Source organism: Ruegeria sp. K7 (genome assembly GCF_056531785.1).
Window position 1 is genome coordinate 343,832 of the sequence record NZ_JBQFMJ010000001.1, and the last position, 18,667, is coordinate 362,498.

19 protein-coding genes are annotated in these 18,667 nt (G+C 56.6%); 8 read left to right on the forward strand and 11 right to left on the reverse strand.

Annotation, left to right across the window (positions count from 1 at the left end):
* Positions 1 to 24: 24 nt before the first annotated feature.
* Positions 25 to 1,287, forward strand: a complete 1,263-nt coding sequence (locus ACR0FE_RS01710; RefSeq protein ID WP_480910550.1) for a glutamate-5-semialdehyde dehydrogenase — start codon at positions 25 to 27, stop codon at positions 1,285 to 1,287.
* On the opposite strand, the gene ACR0FE_RS01715 is transcribed toward ACR0FE_RS01710, so the two are convergent.
* A complete protein-coding gene (locus tag ACR0FE_RS01715; protein WP_480910553.1) occupies positions 1,284 to 1,880 on the reverse strand; it encodes a histidine phosphotransferase family protein in 597 nt (198 codons plus the stop codon). The two genes, ACR0FE_RS01710 and ACR0FE_RS01715, sit on opposite strands and share 4 nt — an antisense overlap.
* A gap of 42 nt (positions 1,881 to 1,922) precedes the next feature.
* Between ACR0FE_RS01715 and ACR0FE_RS01720 the strand changes: the two genes are divergently transcribed.
* The 5 genes from ACR0FE_RS01720 to tsf all read left to right on the forward strand — a co-directional run bounded on the left by ACR0FE_RS01720 (position 1,923) and on the right by tsf (position 5,717).
* Entirely contained in the window at positions 1,923 to 2,105 is a 183-nt protein-coding gene (locus ACR0FE_RS01720; protein ID WP_170615042.1) for a DUF3553 domain-containing protein, read from the forward strand.
* A 109-nt stretch (positions 2,106 to 2,214) separates the two neighbouring features.
* On the forward strand, positions 2,215 to 2,970 hold the full coding sequence (gene olsB / locus ACR0FE_RS01725; RefSeq protein WP_480910555.1) for an L-ornithine N(alpha)-acyltransferase: 756 nt from the start codon (positions 2,215 to 2,217) through the stop codon (positions 2,968 to 2,970).
* Positions 2,971 to 2,974: 4 nt separating this feature from the next.
* Positions 2,975 to 3,811, forward strand: coding sequence for a lyso-ornithine lipid O-acyltransferase (olsA, locus tag ACR0FE_RS01730; protein WP_480910558.1), 837 nt, complete (start codon positions 2,975 to 2,977; stop codon positions 3,809 to 3,811).
* 168 nt (positions 3,812 to 3,979) lie between these two features.
* A complete protein-coding gene (gene rpsB / locus ACR0FE_RS01735) occupies positions 3,980 to 4,765 on the forward strand; it encodes a 30S ribosomal protein S2 (protein WP_170615039.1) in 786 nt (261 codons plus the stop codon).
* Between the two features lie 76 nt (positions 4,766 to 4,841).
* A complete protein-coding gene (gene tsf / locus ACR0FE_RS01740) occupies positions 4,842 to 5,717 on the forward strand; it encodes a translation elongation factor Ts (RefSeq protein ID WP_170615038.1) in 876 nt (291 codons plus the stop codon).
* A 384-nt stretch (positions 5,718 to 6,101) separates the two neighbouring features.
* On the opposite strand, the gene ACR0FE_RS01745 is transcribed toward tsf, so the two are convergent.
* Together ACR0FE_RS01745 and aroQ are read right to left on the reverse strand one after the other, a co-directional pair.
* Positions 6,102 to 6,857, reverse strand: coding sequence for an autoinducer binding domain-containing protein (locus tag ACR0FE_RS01745; protein WP_480910562.1), 756 nt, complete (start codon positions 6,855 to 6,857; stop codon positions 6,102 to 6,104).
* Complete coding sequence (aroQ, locus tag ACR0FE_RS01750; RefSeq protein WP_170615036.1) at positions 6,854 to 7,306, reverse strand: type II 3-dehydroquinate dehydratase; 453 nt, start codon at positions 7,304 to 7,306, stop codon at positions 6,854 to 6,856. The genes ACR0FE_RS01745 and aroQ overlap by 4 nt, the downstream gene beginning before the upstream one ends.
* 175 nt (positions 7,307 to 7,481) lie before the next feature.
* Here aroQ and ACR0FE_RS01755 point away from each other — a divergent pair, with 175 nt between their 5' ends.
* Together ACR0FE_RS01755 and ACR0FE_RS01760 are read left to right on the forward strand one after the other, a co-directional pair.
* Positions 7,482 to 8,711, forward strand: coding sequence for a serine hydrolase domain-containing protein (locus ACR0FE_RS01755; protein ID WP_480910565.1), 1,230 nt, complete (start codon positions 7,482 to 7,484; stop codon positions 8,709 to 8,711).
* Positions 8,712 to 8,762: 51 nt separating this feature from the next.
* Positions 8,763 to 9,632, forward strand: coding sequence for an acyl-CoA thioesterase (locus ACR0FE_RS01760; RefSeq protein ID WP_170615034.1), 870 nt, complete (start codon positions 8,763 to 8,765; stop codon positions 9,630 to 9,632).
* Between the two features lie 238 nt (positions 9,633 to 9,870).
* Here the strand turns inward: ACR0FE_RS01760 and ACR0FE_RS01765 are convergent, their stop codons facing one another.
* The 8 genes from ACR0FE_RS01765 to ACR0FE_RS01800 form a co-directional block, all read right to left on the reverse strand.
* Positions 9,871 to 11,100: an acyl-CoA dehydrogenase gene (locus ACR0FE_RS01765; RefSeq protein WP_480910568.1), complete on the reverse strand. Its 1,230-nt coding sequence runs from the start codon at positions 11,098 to 11,100 to the stop codon at positions 9,871 to 9,873.
* A 125-nt stretch (positions 11,101 to 11,225) separates the two neighbouring features.
* Positions 11,226 to 11,915 (reverse strand): phosphate regulon transcriptional regulator PhoB, encoded by a 690-nt coding sequence (gene phoB, locus ACR0FE_RS01770; protein ID WP_170677117.1) that lies wholly within the window; start codon positions 11,913 to 11,915, stop codon positions 11,226 to 11,228.
* A 12-nt stretch (positions 11,916 to 11,927) separates the two neighbouring features.
* Positions 11,928 to 12,629 carry a phosphate signaling complex protein PhoU gene (gene phoU / locus ACR0FE_RS01775; RefSeq protein ID WP_480910571.1) on the reverse strand — a complete coding sequence of 234 codons (702 nt, stop codon included), beginning with the start codon at positions 12,627 to 12,629 and terminating at the stop codon, positions 11,928 to 11,930.
* Positions 12,630 to 12,645: 16 nt separating this feature from the next.
* Positions 12,646 to 13,443, reverse strand: a complete 798-nt coding sequence (gene pstB, locus ACR0FE_RS01780; RefSeq protein WP_170677121.1) for a phosphate ABC transporter ATP-binding protein PstB — start codon at positions 13,441 to 13,443, stop codon at positions 12,646 to 12,648.
* 12 nt (positions 13,444 to 13,455) lie between these two features.
* Complete coding sequence (pstA, locus tag ACR0FE_RS01785; protein WP_480910574.1) at positions 13,456 to 14,817, reverse strand: phosphate ABC transporter permease PstA; 1,362 nt, start codon at positions 14,815 to 14,817, stop codon at positions 13,456 to 13,458.
* On the reverse strand, positions 14,814 to 16,286 hold the full coding sequence (pstC, locus tag ACR0FE_RS01790; RefSeq protein WP_480910576.1) for a phosphate ABC transporter permease subunit PstC: 1,473 nt from the start codon (positions 16,284 to 16,286) through the stop codon (positions 14,814 to 14,816). Before pstC ends, pstA begins: the two co-directional genes overlap by 4 nt.
* A gap of 81 nt (positions 16,287 to 16,367) precedes the next feature.
* Positions 16,368 to 17,408 (reverse strand): substrate-binding domain-containing protein, encoded by a 1,041-nt coding sequence (locus ACR0FE_RS01795; RefSeq protein WP_480910578.1) that lies wholly within the window; start codon positions 17,406 to 17,408, stop codon positions 16,368 to 16,370.
* 182 nt (positions 17,409 to 17,590) lie between these two features.
* Positions 17,591 to 18,652 (reverse strand): sensor histidine kinase, encoded by a 1,062-nt coding sequence (locus ACR0FE_RS01800; RefSeq protein ID WP_480811567.1) that lies wholly within the window; start codon positions 18,650 to 18,652, stop codon positions 17,591 to 17,593.
* Between the last annotated feature and the right edge of the window lie 15 nt (positions 18,653 to 18,667).

Below are 18,667 nucleotides of genomic sequence, written 5' to 3' on the forward strand. Positions count from 1 at the left end.
ACTCGGACCTGAAAGGCACATGACATGAAGGATTTCGACACCATTCCCGCCCTGATGGCCGATCTCGGAAAACGCGCCAAGGAAGCGTCGAACGCGCTTGGGTTTGCCAGCGCCGAACGTAAACACGCTGCGCTGATTGCAGCCGCCGACGCGGTTTGGGAAAACCGCGCGCAAATCATTGAGGCCAACCGGAAAGACCTGGAGTTTGGTCGCCAAAAGGGCCTGAGCGCCGCCATGATGGACCGCCTGATGCTGGATGAGGACCGTGTCCGCGGCATGGTCGACGGTTTGCGCGCCGTCGCTGAACAGGCAGATCCCGTGGGCGAAGTTCTGTCTGAATGGGATATGGCGTCGGGTCTGAATATTCAGCGTGTGCGCACACCGCTTGGCGTGATCGGTGTGATCTATGAAAGCCGGCCAAACGTAACCGCCGATGCCGGTGCACTTTGCCTGAAATCCGGCAATGCCGTGATTCTTCGGGGCGGTTCCGAGAGCTTTCACTCGTCGACAGCGATCCACGCCAGCCTTGTTGAGGGTCTTAAAGCCGCCAACCTGCCCGAGGACGCGATACAGTTGATCCCGACCCGGGATCGGGCTGCGGTTCAGGAACTGTTGACCATGACCGATTACGTGGATGTCATCGTCCCCCGCGGGGGCAAGGGTCTTGTCGGGCTGGTGCAACGCGAAGCACGGGTGCCTGTTTTTGCGCATCTCGAAGGCATCGTTCACATCTACGTGGACAAGGCAGCCGATCCCCAAAAAACGCTGGATGTGGTCCTGAACGCCAAGACGCGACGCACCGGCATTTGTGGCGCTGCAGAATGTCTTCTTGTTCACGAGGACGTTGCGAAGACACTGGGACGCGACGTTGTATCCGCCTTGATGGCGGCGGGTGTCGAAGTCCATGCCGAGGGCGATCTGGCCATTGAAGGCACAATCGCCGCGACCGATGAGGATTGGGGCAAGGAGTTCCTCGACAGCATAATTGCGGCTAAACCGGTTGCCGACATCGACGCGGCCATCGCGCATATCCGAGCCAATGGCTCAAACCATACCGATTGCATCATGACCGAGGACGCCAATGCCGCCGCGCGTTTTTTCGAGCGGTTGGACAGTGCCATTTTGATGCACAATGCCTCAACTCAGTTTGCCGACGGCGGGGAATTCGGAATGGGCGCTGAGATCGGGATTGCCACCGGCAAGATGCATGCCCGCGGCCCGGTGGGGGCAGCGCAATTGACCAGCTTCAAGTATCTTGTGCGCGGGAACGGGACGACCCGAACCTAAAAGCGCAAAGCAACCCGGGTTGCGGAAGTTTCAACCGCAATCCGCCGTCCCATGGCCGCCGAAGTCTCATGCAGCAGGGCAAACTGCACCTGAGCTGGTGTTACCTTGCCGGGAAACCGACCGGTCGCGACGTGCTTCCACAGATCGCAATCGATATTCAGTTTGTCCGCGTTCCCGGCCACGGTCCATTTCCCGTCATGCAGGGAAATCTCGACCTCGCCTCCCATAGGCATGGCACTTTCGCAGCACATCAATGCCAGAAAGGTCAGTTTCACCTGATTGCGGGGTGCGGGTTCGCCCAGGGTCCAATTGATCCGAACGCGGCCTGCGCGTTCGATATCCCGTAACAGATCTGCAATTTCGGTTCGTCCAAGCGGCTGGTCGCCCGCAGCGCCGAACGCCACGCGGAAAAAGCGAATTCTGGCACCGGCGCTGCCGACGCTGCCGGAAATCAACTCCATCTCAGGACCTTGCACGCTGCCAACCATCTCAAGCAGTTCCAGCCCGTTGGTGATCGCACCTATAGGGCTGATCAGATCGTGACAGATCCGGGAACCGATCAACTCGGCCAGGTTGACGTCCGTGCCGCCCATGCGTACCTCCTGCTGTATCTGCCGCCGGACCGGAGCCACCGCATGACAGACCTCAATGCTATTCTTGCACCGGGCATGTATGTCCGCCACCCGGATTTCCCCGATTGGGGCGTCGGACAGGTTCAGTCCAACATCGCAGGCAAGATCACCGTGAACTTTCGCGAGCAGGGGAAAGTGGTGATTGACGGGACACGTATTGCCCTGGTGCCGGTCTTTGATCTCTGAAACTGGTTTAGGAAAAGTTAACGGAACCTGCCAGAGCAGCGCATGTTGCTAAGCCGCAAAAAACTGCTGTATCAGGCGGACCAGTACCAAAAAGGATCAAACATCGCACATGCCCGACGCAGGCCCATCTTTCACAGTCAAACTTGCCGAAAACGAGGCGGAGCTTCGGGCGGCGCAGCGGCTACGCTATGACGTGTTCGTGCGCGAGTTGGGCGGCGGTGGGCGGATGGTTGACCATGATGCCGGTTTGGAGCAGGACAGCTTCGATCCGCATTTCGATCACATGCTGGCTTATGACGATACGACGGGCGAGGTGATTGGTGTCTATCGGTTGTTGCCCGGTGATCGGGCCGCTGAACTGGGGCAGTTCTACTCGGAAGATGAATATGATCTGACTGTCCTGAAAGAAAGCGGGCGCAAGCTGCTGGAACTTGGGCGATCGTGCCTGCACCCCGATTATCGGGGCGGCACGGCGATGTATTACATCTGGAATGGACTTGCGAAATACGTTGAAGACCGCAACATCGAAGTTCTGTTTGGTGTCGCCAGTTTTCACGGCACGGATGTTCAGGCACTTGCTCAACCCCTGTCGATGCTGCATCACAACCATCTGGCACCACCTGATCTGCGGGTACGTACCCAGCCAGGTGTCTTTCAGGACATGAACCTTGTCGACCCCGAGGATCTGGATCGGCGTGCTGCCATGGTGCAGGTGCCATCACTCATCAAAGCGTACCTGAGGCTGGGCGGATTTGTGGGCGAGGGGGCCTTTATTGATCATGCCTTCAACACCACCGATGTCTGCCTGATCCTGGACACAGCCCGCATGAACCAGCGTCAAAAGCGCATCTACAGCGGGGCGTAATCCTGTGAACGACCCGCTTTGGAATAGCGAGAATGCGCCGGATCCCATCCGATTGGGTCTGGGCGGTTGGCTTCTGGTGATCCTGCGCGGGCTGCCTTTGGCGGTTTTGGTGTTTGGTGGTCTGATCATCCTTTTGGCCCTTCGCCTGATCGAACGGCCACTTTACGACGTTCGAAGGCCGGTTACACCTTTCATCACACAGTTCGTCTGCAGGAATGCATTTCGAATACTCGGAATGGGGTATAGAACCTCAGGCGAATTGATGCGGGAACAAGGCGCGGTTGTGGCAAATCACACCTCTTGGCTGGACATTTTCGCACTCAATGCGCGCAAGCGCGTCTACTTTGTTTCCAAGGCCGAAGTTGCCAAATGGCCCGGCATTGGGTGGCTGGCCCGCGCAACCGGCACCGTGTTCATTGAACGTGACCGAAAGAAAGCCCGCGAGCAGACCAAGGTGTTCGAAACCCGACTGAAAGCCGGGCACAAGCTGTTGTTTTTCCCCGAAGGCACCTCGACTGACGGTTTGCGTGTTTTGCCATTTAAAACAACACTTTTCGAGGCGTTCTTTACCAGAGAATTGCGAGAGTTCATGTATGTCCAGCCGGTCACGGTGGTTTTCCATGAACCCGATGGGCGGCCTGCGCGGTTTTATGGCTGGTGGGGCGACATGGATTTCGGACCGCACCTTCTCAAGACACTCGCCGCACACAAGCAAGGCTCGGTTGAGTTGATTTATCACGCCCCCGCAAAAGTCAGCGACTTTGAGAACCGCAAGGCTTTGGCTGCACATTGCGAGGAGGCGGTTCGGCACGCACATAGCCTGGCGCGGCTCGAAAAATAAGGGCGAAAGACCCTTGCGCTGCCACTCAACCTGCCGTATACGCGCGCCATTCAAACCCGCAGGCGGGGTTTGGCCTTTTTGAGGGAGACATCCTCATCAAGACCGCCGGTTGGAGCATCCGCTTCTTTCACCCCCGCCGAGGCGTAAACCGGAAAAGGAAAGTAAAGCATGGCTCTTCCCGAGTTCACCATGCGTCAGCTGCTGGAAGCTGGCGTTCACTTTGGTCACCAGACACAGCGTTGGAATCCCCGCATGGGCCCGTTCATCTACGGCTCGCGCAATGGCATCCACATCATGGACCTGACCCAGACCGTTCCGATGCTGGATCAGGCTCTGCAGGCTGTTCGTGACACCGTCGCAAAAGGTGGCCGCGTTCTGTTCGTTGGCACCAAGCGTCAGGCTGCTCAGCCGATCGCTGAAGCCGCTGAAAAGTCGGCGCAGTACTACATGAACCACCGCTGGCTTGGCGGCACCCTGACCAACTGGAAAACCGTTTCCCAGTCGATCAACCGTCTGAACCAGATCGACGAAGCAATGGAATCGGGCGCCGAAGGCCTGACCAAGAAAGAGCGTCTAGGCATGGAGCGTGACCAGTCCAAGCTGCAGGCTTCGCTGGGCGGTATCCGCGAGATGGGCGGCGTTCCTGATCTGCTGTTCGTCATCGACGTCAAGAAAGAAGCACTGGCCATCGCCGAAGCCAACAAGCTGGGTATCCCGGTTGTGGCAGTTGTCGACACCAACTGCTCGCCCGACGGCGTTGACTACATCATCCCCGGCAACGACGACGCTGCACGCGCAATCGCTCTGTACTGCGATCTGGCCGCACGCGCCGCACTGGACGGCATGACCGCTCAGATGGGTGCTGCGGGCGTTGACCTGGGTGCGTTCGAAGAAGCTCCGGTTGAAGAAGCCGTTGCTGAAGAGGCCGAAGCAGAAGCACCTGCTGAAGCGTAAGCTGCCCGTCACCAAAATGACATATGGGGCAGGGTAGACCTGCCCCAATTCCGTTTGAATTGAGGAGAGCCAAAAGATGGCAATCACAGCAGCAATGGTTAAAGAACTGCGCGACTCGACCGGCGCAGGCATGATGGACGCAAAAAAAGCGCTGACCGAAACCGGCGGCAACATGGACGAAGCCGTTGACTGGCTGCGCACCAAGGGCCTGGCCAAAGCGGCTAAGAAATCTGGCCGTACCGCGGCAGAAGGTCTGGTTGCAGTTCACGTGGACGGTGGCACTGGTGTCGCTGTCGAAGTGAACTCGGAAACCGACTTCGTTGCGAAGAATGGCGAGTTCCAGGAAATGGTCGGCAAAATCGCCTACGCCGCCGAAGGCGTGGACAATGTCGAGGCGCTGCTGGCTGCTGATCTGGGCGGCAAGACCGTTGCCGACACGCTGACCGACAAGATCGCCACCATCGGAGAAAACATGTCGGTTCGCCGCATGGCCAAACTGTCGGGCGACACCGTTGTGTCTTACGTGCACAACGCTGCCACCAATGGCATGGGCAAAATCGGTGTTCTGGTTGCTCTGACCGGTGGTGACGAAGCAATCGGCAAACAGGTTGCAATGCACATCGCAGCTGTAAACCCGGCGGCCCTGTCCGAAGATGATATGGACCCGGCTGTTGTCGAGAAGGAAAAGCAGGTTCAGATGGACATCGCCCGCGAATCCGGCAAGCCCGAGCAGGTGATCGAAAAGATGATCGTAGGCCGCATGAAGAAATTCGTCGCGGAATCGACTCTGCTGAACCAGCAGTTCGTTGTGAACCCTGACCTGACTGTTGAAGCCGCTGCCAAAGAAGCTGGCGCGACCATCACCGGCTTCGTCCGTCTGGAAGTGGGTGAAGGCATCGTTGTCGAAAAAGAAGACTTCGCAGCCGAAGTGGCCAAGGCTGCTCAGGGCTGAGAATGCGGGGTATCAACAGATACCCCCACTAAGAAATAGGAACCGGTTACGTGAAAGCGTGACCGGTTTTTTTGGATTCCGGATGCACGTACGCAGAACGCTGCCGACTACCGCAAAATTGGAGAAAAGGTTGATTGAGGGGCCCCGCATGATGGGGATGGTCGAGGCCCCCCAAAATTTCCGACTCAACTACGTGGACCAATAGACGCATTTGAGTCAGAGCGACCGGAGAGCCCTGGTATTGCAAAGATCCGATCAATTGTTCCCTGGCTAAAGCCACCACTCACGGAACACTCTCACTTTGCAACTTATGGTAAGGATTCGGAAAGTCATGATTTCCTTACCTAAGGTAAATTGACGCAATTTAGCGTCAAAATTGATGCGTTATGCCTCCATAACGAACATCTGGTTCTGCAGCGAAGCTTTCAGGACAGCCTGCGCTGTTGTTTCAACTGCAAGTGACTCGCGCGCGAGCCTGAGGTGCTTTTCTACTGTCGCTGAAGTCAGCCCCATGAGCAGAGCAATATCCTGCGTTGTCTTGCCATCGCCGACCCATTGCAGCGCCTCACGCTGGCGCTTTGTCAGGGCCCGGTTGGGGGCGTGATAGGGCAGTGTCAGGATCTTCAGATGGGCGACATTGTTCATCAGCAGAATGTCTTCGCCGTGCTCACCCCATATCGCGTCAACATCATCCTGGCTCAGATCACTTCCGGCCGCCAGAGAGATTGCGCCCTTGGTGCGCATCGACACGGAATTGAAGCTGACAGTATATCCGGCAACAACGCCCATGGACTTGTTGAAATCCAGAACCTGCTTCTCCTGAGGAGACAACGAACCGTTGCTCTGCGAAGATTGTGCCAGATTCCAACTTTGCGCACCCTCATTGTTCAGCGCCCATTTCAACATTGGCGCATGGAAATACAGTCCACCCTGCAAAAAACCATCCAAATACGCCCGGCCGTGGTTTGTGAGGATGACAAAATCTTCGGGGTCTCCCAGCGACGTTTCTGTCCGGAACAACGTGTAGCCGTACAAAAGACGCTCGAACCCAAACTCAGCCATTTGACGGCAGTGCGCGTCCCATAGCTCTTCCAGAGTTTTCGTATAGCTCAGGAAATGAAGATATTCTTTCAGGTTCACGCCGCGCCACCTCCGTCATTGAGATGCGAAGCCAACGCATCCAAAGCCAGCACATAGCTTTGCGCCCCAAATCCGCAAATCTGACCAAGCGCCGCCTTGGCGATGTAGGACTTGTGGCGGAAGGATTCTCGCGCATGAATGTTTGACAGGTGGACCTCAATCGTCGGCAGCTCGACCGACGAAATCGCGTCCAGCAATGCAATTGAAGTGTGCGTATAGGCGCCGGCGTTCAGTACCAGACCATCATAAACCCCACGCGCCGCGTGGATGGCATCAATAAGCGCGCCTTCGTGGTTGGACTGAAGATGTGATACTGACAGCCCAATCGACTTTCCATGCGCTATGCACAGATCTTCGACGTCTTTCAAAGTGACGCTGCCGTAAATCTCAGGTTGCCGCGTACCCAGCAAATTGAGGTTTGGCCCATTTAATACCAGAATTTTGCGCATTATTTTACTGTCCCCATAACAGTTTGATAAACGTGAAATGGGGAAGATGTCTACATGCCATTGTTGTATAAAAATATGTAATAACTCCGTTGCGATACATACAAAACGGCGGCCGACACCTGCATTGGCTGGCTGGAGCAGCGAAATCCGCAATACAACACAGGTTTGGAAATACATGGCACGCCAGTCGACACTTGACCCTGACAGGACGCAACACATCCGCCACTGGATGCAACGCTATGTCGATCAGCGCAAATACGCAGGTTCTTCGTTGTTGCTGATCCAGGGCGGTAGAGAGGCGTTTTTCCATACCTGCGGGCATCGGGATCTTGCGCGCGAACTGCCTTTTGAACGTGACACAGTGGTTCGAATTTATTCGATGACCAAACCGATCACGTCCGTCGCCATCATGATGCTGGTTGAACGCGGTTTGTTTCCTCTGAACGCGCCGGTATCTGACTTTTTGCCCGAGTTCGCGGATATGCAGGCGCTTGTGTCTGACGCAACAAGGATTGATCAGACAGAACCTGCCACGACCCCGACGGTGCACCAGCTACTGACACACACAAGTGGCCTTAGCTATTCCTTTAACCCCGGAATACTGCCGGAAGCCATGGAAGCGCAGGAACTATTTTTCAAGCCGGATCAGGGCTTTCTGGCGGACAACGTAACAAAACTCGCGACCCTGCCACTGGCGTTCCAACCAGGGACCAGGTGGGAATACTCCGTCGCGACAGACGTTCTTGGCCGGATCGTCGAAATCGTATCCGGACAGTCCTTGGACGGGTTCCTTCTGCAAAATGTTTTTGACCCATTGGGCATGACAAAGACCGGTTTTTCAGTCCCACATGGAGCATCCAGCAGATTTGCGTCGCTTTACACCCCCTTGGCTGGCGATGCCATGGCGCTCAATTCCCCCGATGTCGGGGAAAACAGCCTGCGGCTTGTAGACGAAGCCGGGAAATCTCCGTTTGAACGCGCGACGATGTATTCCGGAGGTGGCGGTCTGGTAAGCACGATCGATGACTATGCCCGTTTCGCGGAAATGCTGCGAAATCGGGGGCAGGGGAACGGCCACCGCCTGTTGGGCCCCAAGACCGTTGAGTTTATGATGCATAACCATTTGCCGGGTGACATCGCATCGATGGGCCCGCGCAGTTTTGCGGAACAACCAATGGAGGGAATGGGGTTTGGACTTGCGGGCGCTATTGTTATCCAACCGGGTCGCACCCGGGTTGCCGGGTCCCAAGGGGATTTCAGTTGGGGCGGAATGGCTTCTACGTTTTTCTGGATCGACTACCAGAACGATCTGACTTCGGTGTTCTTCACACAGTTGTCTCCTTCTAGTTCGTACCCGTCCCGGGCCGAGCTAAAATCACTGGTTTTGGGTACAATCATTGAATGACCGGTCGGCGACTGTTACTTCGCCTGAAGAAATACACCAGTGAGACACAATATGACCGAAGCCGAGCGTATCCTTCTTGATCTTCTCAACGTTGAAAGGCTTGAACAAGACCTGTTTCGGGGCACCGGATCCGGCGGGGAAACCCCAACAAGAGTTTTCGGCGGTCAGGTCATAGCTCAAGCACTAGCTGCGGCATACAGGACAGTGGACGACCGGCTATGCCATTCGCTACATGCGTATTTCATACGACCCGGAAACCCTGATATTCCGATAATATATCAAGTGGATAGAGCGCGAGATGGAGGTTCTTTTACGACTCGCCGGGTTGTTGCGATCCAGAACGGCAAACAAATCCTGAACTTGTCGGCGTCTTTTCATATTCAGGATGATGGATGGGACCACCAACATCCCATGCCAGAGTCGAATTCACCGAACTCGTATCCCGCGCGATCAGAGTTGTATCACAAGTTGCTGGATCAAGTTCCGAAACGGCTGCATGGCGAACTGCTTCGGGAACGTCCGATCGAAGTTCGCGAAGTCAATCACCACAGCCCGATCCATCCGGTGAAATCCGATGACCGCAACCAAATCTGGTTTCGCATGTCAGCAGCGGCTGACACTGATCCAATCACACAACATCTGTTGTTGGCCTACGCGTCAGACATGTACCTGATGACGTCAGGGATGCGGCCGCACGGCCTGAGCTGGTATACTGGCGAAGTCAACAGCGCCAGCTTGGATCATGCGTTGTGGTTCCATGCACCGGTTCACTTCGAGAACTGGCATCTGTATTCGATGGATTCACCTTGGACAGGCCGTGGTCGCAGTTTTAACCGCGGTTCGATCTTTTCTCAGAATGGCGAACTTGTGGCTTCTGTCGCACAGGAAGGCCTGATGCGGAAGGCTGTCAAACAAGGTTAGAGATCTCTTCTAACCGATTGTTATGATGTTAGACTACTTTTGATTAGCAACGTGTCACCAAGAACGCGAAGGAGACTTTTTACCATAATACCGATTATACGAATTTGTGTATCCTGTAAAATTGACGGCCAAGCTGACGTCAACTCACGAACCTCTGAATAAAATCTTACCAACGACAACCACCCGGCTGCTAATATAGCAGCCGAGTGGCAGAATGTTCGCCGTCGAAATCCGGCGCTTAGAAAAACGCCTGCAAGCCGGTTTGCGCCCGCCCCAGGATCAATGCATGGACATCGTGAGTGCCTTCATAGGTATTCACGGTCTCCAGATTGACCATGTGGCGGATAACGTGAAACTCCAGAGAGATCCCGTTGCCACCGTGCATGTCGCGTGCCAGACGCGCGATATCCAGAGCTTTGCCACAATTGTTGCGCTTCACGATCGAAATCATTTCCGGCGCAGCTTCGGCCTGGTCCATCAGGCGTCCGACCCGCAGGCTGGCCTGCAGCCCCAGCGCGATTTCGGTTTGCATGTCGGCCAGTTTGCGCTGGAACAATTGCGTTTGCGCCAGGGGACGATTGAATTGCTTGCGGTCCAGTCCATACTGGCGTGCGCCATGCCAGCAGCATTCAGCAGCCCCCATGACCCCCCAGCTGATGCCGTATCTTGCGCGGTTCAGACAGCCGAATGGACCTTTCAGACCCTGAACATGGGGCAGCAATGCGTCTTCACCAACTTCGACGCCATCCATGACGATTTCACCGGTGATTGATGCACGCAGGCTCAGCTTGTTCTGAATCTTAGGGGCGCTCAGACCCTTGAGGCCTTTTTCAAGCACAAAACCGCGAATTTTGCCGTCATGCGCATCGGATTTGGCCCAGACAACAAACACATCCGCGATCGGTGCATTGGAAATCCACATCTTGCTGCCGTTCAACCGATAGCCACCATCGATCTTTTCAGCGCGGGTCTTCATACCCGCCGGATCCGAACCCGCGTCTGCTTCGGTCAGACCGAAACAACCAATCCACTCTCCGCTGGCCAGCTTGGGCAGGTATTTTTGCCGCTGTTCTTCACTGCCATAGGCATAGATCGGATACATCACCAGTGAGCTTTGCACCGACATCATCGATCGATAGCCGGAATCCACACGCTCGACTTCACGCGCCACCAGCCCGTACGAGACATAGCCGGCACCGATCCCGCCATATTCTTCGGGAATCGTGGTGCCCAGCAAACCCATTTCGCCCATCTCGCGAAAGATCTCGGGGTCTGTCTTTTCCTCCTCGAACGCCTGCGTAATCCGGGGTTGCAGCTTTTCCTGAGCATAAGCACGGGCGCTGTCCGCAATCATGCGTTCGTCTTCGTTCAGCTGATCAGACAGGCGAAAAGGATCATCCCAGGCAAATTTACCAAGATCCGGGGTATCCTTGGCGCGCAAGGTGGGTTTGGGGGTCGGGGCGTTCATGATCATTCTCCGCTCAGTCGGCTTCGCGGCAAAATAACCCGGAGCGCTGGCAAAAGACAGCAAGAGTTTAGCAATCACCCATGAGTGAATCGCATAGTTTCTGACCGGGCCGCCCTGCCCCTTGTTCAGCCCAAGGCGTAGCCAGCACCACGTACCGTGCGCACCGGATCGTCGCCCCCATGCTGTGTCAAAGCCTTGCGCAGGCGTCCGATATGCACGTCAACTGTTCTGGTATCGACATAAATGTCCCGCCCCCAGACCCGGTCCAGCAATTGCTCGCGGCTCCAGACCCGGCCTGGCTTTTCCATGAAAGTGCTGAGCAGGCGAAACTCGGTCGGGCCAAGTTTCAGCGGTTTGCTGTCGCGGCTGACTTTGTGTGTCTCGGAGTCCAGAACGATATCGTCATACTCCAGCCGCAGACCAACTGTCGCCGGACGCACACGCCGCAGTTGGGATCGCACCCGTGCCATGAGTTCGACGACTGAATACGGCTTGACGACATAGTCATCCGCGCCGGTTTCCAGCCCACGCACCTTGTCCACCTCTTCCGTACGGGCCGAAAGCATGATGATCGGAATGGAGCGCGTATCCGGCCGGGTTTTCAGACGCCGACAGACTTCGATCCCGCTGAGGTTTGGCATCATCCAGTCTAGCACGATGATGTCCGGGCTATCCTCATCGACCAACAGCAGGGCTTCGTCACCGTTGGCGGCTTTTGAGACGCGAAACCCTTCTGCTTCAAGATTGTAGGCCAGCACTTCGCGCTGCGCGGGTTCATCCTCGACAACCAGAACTGTGGGCTGATCAGCGGACATGATCGCGATCTCCTAGACGGTTTGCGAGGTGATATCAGCCTTGGGCCGCGCCTCGGAGGGTCGTTCACCGGTCACGAGATAAACAACCTGCTCAGCGATTGCAGTGACATGGTCGCCCATACGCTCGATGTTCTTGGCGATGAAATGCAAATGCATACACGACGAAATATTGCGCGGATCCTCGGCCATGAACGTCAGGAATTCGCGGAACAGACCGTTATACATCTGGTCCACCTCTTCGTCCCGTTCGATCACGTCGGCCGCCAGTTCGGCGTCGCGCTGGATATAGGCATCCAGGGCGTCCCGCAGCATACGCTCGACCTCGCGCGCCATACGGCGCAGAGCCGCAGCGCTTCCGTTGATCTCGCCTGCGTTGACCAGAACCGTGGTACGCTTGGCAATGTTCTTGGAATAATCGCCAATGCGTTCCAGGTTGGCCGAAACCTTCAGGACCGACAACACCAGCCTCAGATCGCCGGCCGTCGGGGACCGCAGCGCAATCAGACGCGCGGTTTCTTCGTTGATCAGGTCTTCAAGCGCGTCAATGGCCTTGTCGCCCTGCCGGACTTGCTGCGCCAGTTCCTCGTCGCGCGTCTCAAGCGAGCGGGCCGAGCTCATGATTGCGGCCTCGACCAGACCGCCCATCTTCATGATGTGGGCCTGGATCGTTTCAAGGTCGCGGTCGAATGCGGATGCAATATGTTGTTCGGTCATATCTGGTTACCTGTACTCAGCCGATCCGGCCTGTAATGTAGCTTTCCGTGCGGGGATCCACCGGGTTGGTGAAGATCTGGCCGGTTTCGCCAAACTCGACCAGGTTTCCCAAATGGAAGAAAGCGGTCTTCTGGCTTACACGGGCGGCCTGCTGCATCGAATGGGTCACGATCACCACAGAATATTGCGCGCGCAGCTCATCGATCAGTTCCTCGACTTGCGCCGTTGCAATCGGGTCCAGCGCCGAACAGGGTTCGTCCATCAGCAGAACCTCGGGCTCGGTCGCGACGGCGCGAGCGATGCACAGGCGTTGCTGCTGACCACCGGACAGACCTGTGCCCGGGGCATCCAGCCGGTCCTTCACCTCATCCCAGATCGCACCCCGGCGCAAGGATTTCTCAACGATCTCATCCAGTTCTGCCTTGTTCTTGGCAAGGCCGTGGATGCGAGGGCCGTAAGCGACATTGTCGTAGATCGACTTGGGGAACGGGTTGGGCTTCTGGAACACCATCCCCACTTTGGCGCGCAGCTGCACCGGGTCGACACGCTTGTCATAGATGTCTTCGCCGTCCAGCAGGATGTCTCCTTCGACCCGGCAGATGTCAATGGTGTCGTTCATCCGGTTCAGGCAGCGCAGGAAGGTGGATTTGCCGCACCCCGACGGGCCGATGAAGGCCGTCACCTTCTTGTCTTCGATCTCCACGTTCACGTCCTTGATGGCGTGGGCATCGCCGTAATAGACCTGAACGTTTTTCGCGGCGATCTTGATTTCTTCGGAGTCCACGGTTCTCTCCACTCGTGTCATGTCGTTCATTATTGCCTCCACTTACCAGCGGCGTTCAAAGCGGCGGCGCAGGATGACCGCAATCGTGTTCATTGTGACGAGGAAGATCAACAGAATGATGATGCCCCCCCATGCGCGTTCGTAAAAGGCCGGGTCGGCGCGCTTGGACCATTCGTAGATCTGCGCCGGCATGGCCGAGTTCGGGGACAGGAAGCCCGCAACAATACCGTCGGGCGGGTTCGAGGCGATAAAGCCCACCATTCCGATCAGCAACAGCGGAGCCGTTTCACCCAGCGCCTGCGCCAGACCAATGATGGTTCCGGTCAGAATACCGGGTGCGGCCAAGGGCAGAACATGGTGGAACACCGCCTGCATTTTTGAGGCCCCTACCCCAAGCGCTGCATCGCGGATCGACGGCGGCACGGCCTTCAATGATGCTCGGGTCGATATGATGATCGTCGGCAAGGTCATCAGCGTCAGCACCAAACCGCCGACCAGCGGAGCGGACGTTGGCAGGTGCATGTAGTTGATGAACACGGCCAGACCCAGGATACCGAACACGATGGACGGAACGGCAGCCAGGTTCGAGATATTCACCTCGATAATATCGGTCAGCCGGTTCTGCGGTGCGAATTCCTCAAGATAGATCGAGGCTGCAACACCAATCGGCAATGCCAGCGCCAGCACGACGAACATCATGAACAGCGAACCCAGCATTGAGACGCCGATCCCTGCCGCCTCGGGCCGTTGGTCGGACGCATCAGCACCAAGGATGAAGTCGGGGTTGAACGCCTTGTACAAAACACCGGCATCCCGCAACTGGTCAACGAAATCAAGTTGTTCGACCGAGATGCTCTTGTCGTTGGCAATCGAGTCGCGGGTTACTCGATCTTTCATGTAACCATCAACGCGGCTGTTGGTCAGAAACCGGAAGCTGACCGTATTGCCGATCTCATCAGGATTGGCGATGACGTAGTTCCGCAATTCCGCCTGCGCAGCTTTGGACAGGATACCGCCCATCTGTTTAGGTGTCAGTTCAGTCTGGATGCCCAGTTTTGCAACTTCGGATTCCAGCGCAGACGCGATCAGAGGCGCATAACCAAAGGTCGACACCTTCTTGATGTCCTCAATATTGCGGTTGCCCTTCTTGTCCAACTTGTCGGCCTTCAGGTCGACATCCAGCTCAAGATAGGTTTGCTGAAATGCCCCGGTGCCGGCGGTTACGATATTCGTAACCAGAACGACCAGCATCAGCAGCCCGATACCGATGGCGGCGATACCGTAAATCTTGAACCGGCTTTCAGCCGCATTGCGCCGCTTGGTGCGCGCGTCCTTTTCGAACAGCGATCCGCCCTTGGTTTTCGCGGTCGGAGCAGCGCCAGGTGTTTGGGAAATATCGGTCATTCGTACTGCTCCCGGTATTTGCGTACGATGTAGAGGGCGAGGATATTCAGGCCCAGCGTGATCACAAAGAGTGTCAGACCCAGCGCGAACGCGACCAGCGTTTCAGGGCTGGCAAAGTCGGTATCACCTGTCAACTGGCTGACGATCCGCGTGGTGATGGTGGTCATCGCCTCGAATGGGTTGCCCGAGAACTTTGCTATCGCACCGGCGGCCATCACAACGATCATCGTTTCACCAATGGCACGGCTGGCGGCCAGCAGAATTGCCCCGACGATGCCCGGCAGCGCTGCGGGCAGGATCACATTGCGCACGGTTTCCGAATGCGTGGCCCCAAGGCCGAGAGAACCGTCACGCATGGATTGCGGTACAGCGTTGATGATGTCGTCCGACAGCGAGGACACGAACGGAATCAGCATGATCCCCATCACCAGACCGGCCGTCAGAACCGCGTTGGAACTGGCCATCCAGCCCACCCCCAAAGCGCCACCATCACCGAAAAGGGAAACAAGCGCGGGACCAACCGTCAGCAAGGCAAACAAACCGTAAACGATGGTCGGGATACCCGCCAGAATTTCGAGCAGAGGTTTGGCGATCGACCGGGTCGCACCGGATGCATATTCCGACAGGTAAATTGCGGCGAACAGACCGATCGGCACAGCAACCAGCAGCGCAATCAGCGAGATGTATAGCGTGCCCCAGAGCAGCGGCAGAATCGACAGCTCACTTCCGCCACGGAAGTTGGGGGCCCAGGTGGTTCCCAGGAAAAAGTCTTTCCAGGAATGCAGCTGGAAGAAGTTCATGGTCTCGAACAACATCGACAGAACGATGCCGACGGTTGTCAGGATTGCAATCGACGCGGCGAGCAGCAACAGCGCTAGAACCCCCTGCTCGACCACATTGCGAGCCCGGAAATCCTTGTGCGTTCTGATATAGGCAAAAGCGGCACCAAACAGAGCAATCGCCAGAACGACGACCTGCATTGCCACCTTCCCGGTTGACGTCATGCTGCGGTACTTCTGCGCTGCCACCAAAATTGGCTGTGTGATGTCTTGCGTCAGAACCTGTCCGGACTCTTTCAGCGTTTTGGTCAGGGCTTCGATATCGGCATTGCCATCCCGGGCCTGCGGCTCAGCCATCGCGCCACTGGCCACAGCGCCGTCCAGACCATAAGCCACACGGCGCACCTCGCTCATAACCAAGCCGCGATCTGAACCCTCGGGGATCGCTTGATCAGGAATAAGGCCGGAAACAGTGCTGTTCACGATCATCGGCTGCACCAGAAGCCAGATGATCAGCACACCCAATGCCGGAACCAAAGCTGTCAGAGCAACGTTGTAGCCATAGTATGATGGCAGAGAATGCAAATCACGGGCCTCTCCAGCCGCGCTCGCCAATGCGCGGGACCGACCCGCGAAAAATCCAATCACTGCCAGTGCAAGCAGGATAAGCAACAGCCAGGATAGCGCCATGAGAACTCCGTAAGGATGGCAGAGTAGGAGTCAAAATGAACCGGGACGCAGAAAACGCCCCGGCTCCGTTCATATGAGTATTTAGGAGCCGCCGCCCAGAACGGTTTCGTTGGCTACTGTTTCCTGTACTTTGACCAGCTCTGGGTCGGATACCAGGCCGTATTCTGCCAGCGGGCCATCGGGGCCTGCGATCTCGTCAGCGACGAAAAACTCGGCATACTCTTTCAGGCCGGGGATTACGCCGATGTGGGCTTTCTTCACGTAGAAGAACAGCGGGCGCGAAACCGGGTATTCGCCGGATGCGATCGACTCGGTCGAAGGAACGATGCCAGACATGGTCGCGACCTGCAGCTTGTCGGTGTTGTTCTCATAGAACGCCAGACCAAAGACGCCGATGCCGTCCTTGTTGCTTTCGATACGGGCCAGGGTTTCGGTGTAGTCGCCGTCGATGTCGACCGAAACGCCGTCGGTACGCAGCGCGATACAGGCTTTTTCAGCTGCTTTCTTGTCGTCGCCGTTGGCAGCCTTGTAGACGTCAAAGTCGCCCAGATGCTCACAACCGGCCAGGATCACCTTGTCTTCGAACACTTCACGGGTGCCGTGCTTGGTGCCCGGGATGAAGGCTGCGATCGGCTGTGCCGGGAAGTTAGGGTTCACGTCGTCCCAGGTTTTGTTCGGGTTGTCGACCAGTTCGCCGTCGACGACGATTTGAGCGGACAGGGCTCTGTACCAGTCTTCCGGCGTGAACTCGAACGAGTTGCCGTTGATGTCGGATGCGAAAACGATGCCGTCATAACCGATCTGAACTTCGATGATGTCCGTCACGCCGTTCTCAGCGCAGGCTTTGATCTCTTTTTCGCGGATGGCACGCGAAGCGTTCGCAACGTCGATGGTGTTTTCGCCTACACCTTCACAAAAACGCTTCAGACCCGCCGAGGAACCGCCCGATTCAACAACCGGTGTCGGGAAGTCAAAGTTTTCACCGAAGGCTTCAGCAACGATCGAAGCGTAAGGCAGCACGGTTGACGAACCGGCAACCTGTACCTGATCACGCGCAGCAGCAGTAGTCGCCGAAACGGCCGCGATGGCCAGTGCAGAAGCCGACAGTTTTACAAAGGACATTTCAGTCTCCTTGACAAAGATATGTAGTGATCATCCCCATGATGATCTTGGGCGAACCTCTAAGAGGCGCGCGTAAGCCTTTTGTGACAGGTGTGTAACAGTTTCATGACAAGCCGGAGGAAAGTTGCATAACTTTGCGCAAAGCTGTCATGCCGTCGACGCAAGGCTTCCGTGAGCAGGTTTCAGGTTTCGCTGTGCCCGATGGGAAGGATCACAGTGAACGTTGTGCCCTGCCCCAATTCGCTTTCCACACGCAACCGGCCGCGATGCCGGTTGACGATGTGTTTTACGATCGCCAGCCCAAGTCCCGTCCCCCCCAACTGACGTGACCGGTGGCTGTCGGCCCGATAAAACCGTTCCGTCAGCCGGGGCAAATGTACTGAGTCGATACCTTGCCCCTTGTCCGCCACCTGAACACGCACAGACGGGCCACGTACGGTCGCGTCACGCTCCAAAAGCTCAAGCGTGACATCAACGACGCCGCCGCTGCTGCCGTATTTGATGGCGTTCTCGATAAGGTTGGTGAAGACCTGACGCAGTTGATCGGCATCACCCGGCAGCGACACGGAATCCGGCGGCGCGTTCAGAGACAAAGCGACTTGCACATCCTCTGCCAGCGGGCGCAGCGTATTTATCGTTGATTGCAACAGCCCCGTCAGGTCCACTGCTTCCTTTGGCCGGATACGTTCCTCGCTCTCGACCCGGTTTAGCGACAACAGATCGCCCACCAGACGGTTCATCCGGTTCGCCTCATCCATCATGATCTGCAGGAACCGGTCACGCGCGGCCTCATCCTTTCGGGCCGGGCCACGCAGTGTTTCAATGAACCCCATTAGGGCGGTCAAGGGGGTGCGCAACTCGTGACTGACATTCGCTACAAAGTCCCGCCGCATCTGGCTGGCCTGTTCCAGATGGCTCACGTCCTGGAAGATGGCCAAAACTGCCCCGCCCGAAACGGCACCGACCCCGTTTACGTATCTGCACTGGACCTCGAACGTGGTGTCCTGCGCACCGTCGTTGGACAGATGCTTTGTTTTCGCGGCCTCTTTCGTGCTCAGGCTTTGCTCCATCGCTTCGATAACCTGAGGCTGCCGCAGGATGGTTGCGAAATGTCGGCCATGAATGTTGCGGCCCAACAGAGTTATGGCATCAGTGTTGGCAGCAACGATCCGCTCTGTCTGGTCGACCATCAATGCTGGCATGGGAATGGCCGAAACAAATTCGTTTAGCTGATCTTCTGCCATTGCTGCGGCCTTTCT

Bases quoted from the DNA above. Each gene is read 5' to 3' on its own strand.
- ACR0FE_RS01710 (WP_480910550.1), top strand. From the start codon at position 25: ATGAAGGATTTCGACACCATTCCCGCCCTGATGGCCGATCTCGGAAAA.
- ACR0FE_RS01715 (WP_480910553.1), bottom strand. From the start codon at position 1,880: ATGGGCGGCACGGACGTCAACCTGGCCGAGTTGATCGGTTCCCGGATC.
- ACR0FE_RS01720 (WP_170615042.1), top strand. From the start codon at position 1,923: ATGACAGACCTCAATGCTATTCTTGCACCGGGCATGTATGTCCGCCAC.
- olsB (WP_480910555.1), top strand. From the start codon at position 2,215: ATGCCCGACGCAGGCCCATCTTTCACAGTCAAACTTGCCGAAAACGAG.
- rpsB (WP_170615039.1), top strand. From the start codon at position 3,980: ATGGCTCTTCCCGAGTTCACCATGCGTCAGCTGCTGGAAGCTGGCGTT.
- tsf (WP_170615038.1), top strand. From the start codon at position 4,842: ATGGCAATCACAGCAGCAATGGTTAAAGAACTGCGCGACTCGACCGGC.
- aroQ (WP_170615036.1), bottom strand. From the start codon at position 7,306: ATGCGCAAAATTCTGGTATTAAATGGGCCAAACCTCAATTTGCTGGGT.
- ACR0FE_RS01755 (WP_480910565.1), top strand. From the start codon at position 7,482: ATGGCACGCCAGTCGACACTTGACCCTGACAGGACGCAACACATCCGC.
- ACR0FE_RS01760 (WP_170615034.1), top strand. From the start codon at position 8,763: ATGACCGAAGCCGAGCGTATCCTTCTTGATCTTCTCAACGTTGAAAGG.
- ACR0FE_RS01765 (WP_480910568.1), bottom strand. From the start codon at position 11,100: ATGAACGCCCCGACCCCCAAACCCACCTTGCGCGCCAAGGATACCCCG.
- phoB (WP_170677117.1), bottom strand. From the start codon at position 11,915: ATGTCCGCTGATCAGCCCACAGTTCTGGTTGTCGAGGATGAACCCGCG.
- phoU (WP_480910571.1), bottom strand. From the start codon at position 12,629: ATGACCGAACAACATATTGCATCCGCATTCGACCGCGACCTTGAAACG.
- pstB (WP_170677121.1), bottom strand. From the start codon at position 13,443: ATGAACGACATGACACGAGTGGAGAGAACCGTGGACTCCGAAGAAATC.
- pstA (WP_480910574.1), bottom strand. From the start codon at position 14,817: ATGACCGATATTTCCCAAACACCTGGCGCTGCTCCGACCGCGAAAACC.
- pstC (WP_480910576.1), bottom strand. From the start codon at position 16,286: ATGGCGCTATCCTGGCTGTTGCTTATCCTGCTTGCACTGGCAGTGATT.
- ACR0FE_RS01795 (WP_480910578.1), bottom strand. From the start codon at position 17,408: ATGTCCTTTGTAAAACTGTCGGCTTCTGCACTGGCCATCGCGGCCGTT.
- ACR0FE_RS01800 (WP_480811567.1), bottom strand. From the start codon at position 18,652: ATGGCAGAAGATCAGCTAAACGAATTTGTTTCGGCCATTCCCATGCCA.